At 42.5% G+C, this 275-nt stretch carries 1 protein-coding gene; it reads left to right on the plus strand.

Annotated features, from left to right (window positions below; genetic code table 11):
- The coding region (locus tag AC1M9D_RS14155; protein WP_481612452.1) for a transposase at nt 1-275 on the plus strand (275 nt) is incomplete at both ends.

Genomic DNA, 275 nt, shown 5'->3' on the forward strand with positions numbered 1-275 from the left:
TATTGCAATCAGCTACCAAAAAAGTAGCGATGGGCTGCATCTACTCGTAGACTCTACAGGCATGAAGTTTCTAGGTGAGGGCGAATGGAAACGCAAGAAACATGGAGCTGAATATCGTCGCCAATGGCGTAAACTACATATTGGTATAGATGCCAAAACCCTACAAATACGCGCTATTCAGCTCACAACCAATAATGTCAGTGATTCACAGGTGCTTGGTGATTTACTTAATCAGATTCCACAAGATGAGCAGATTGACTCTGTTTATACCGATG

The organism is Acinetobacter sp. ANC_7682 (assembly GCF_056779795.1).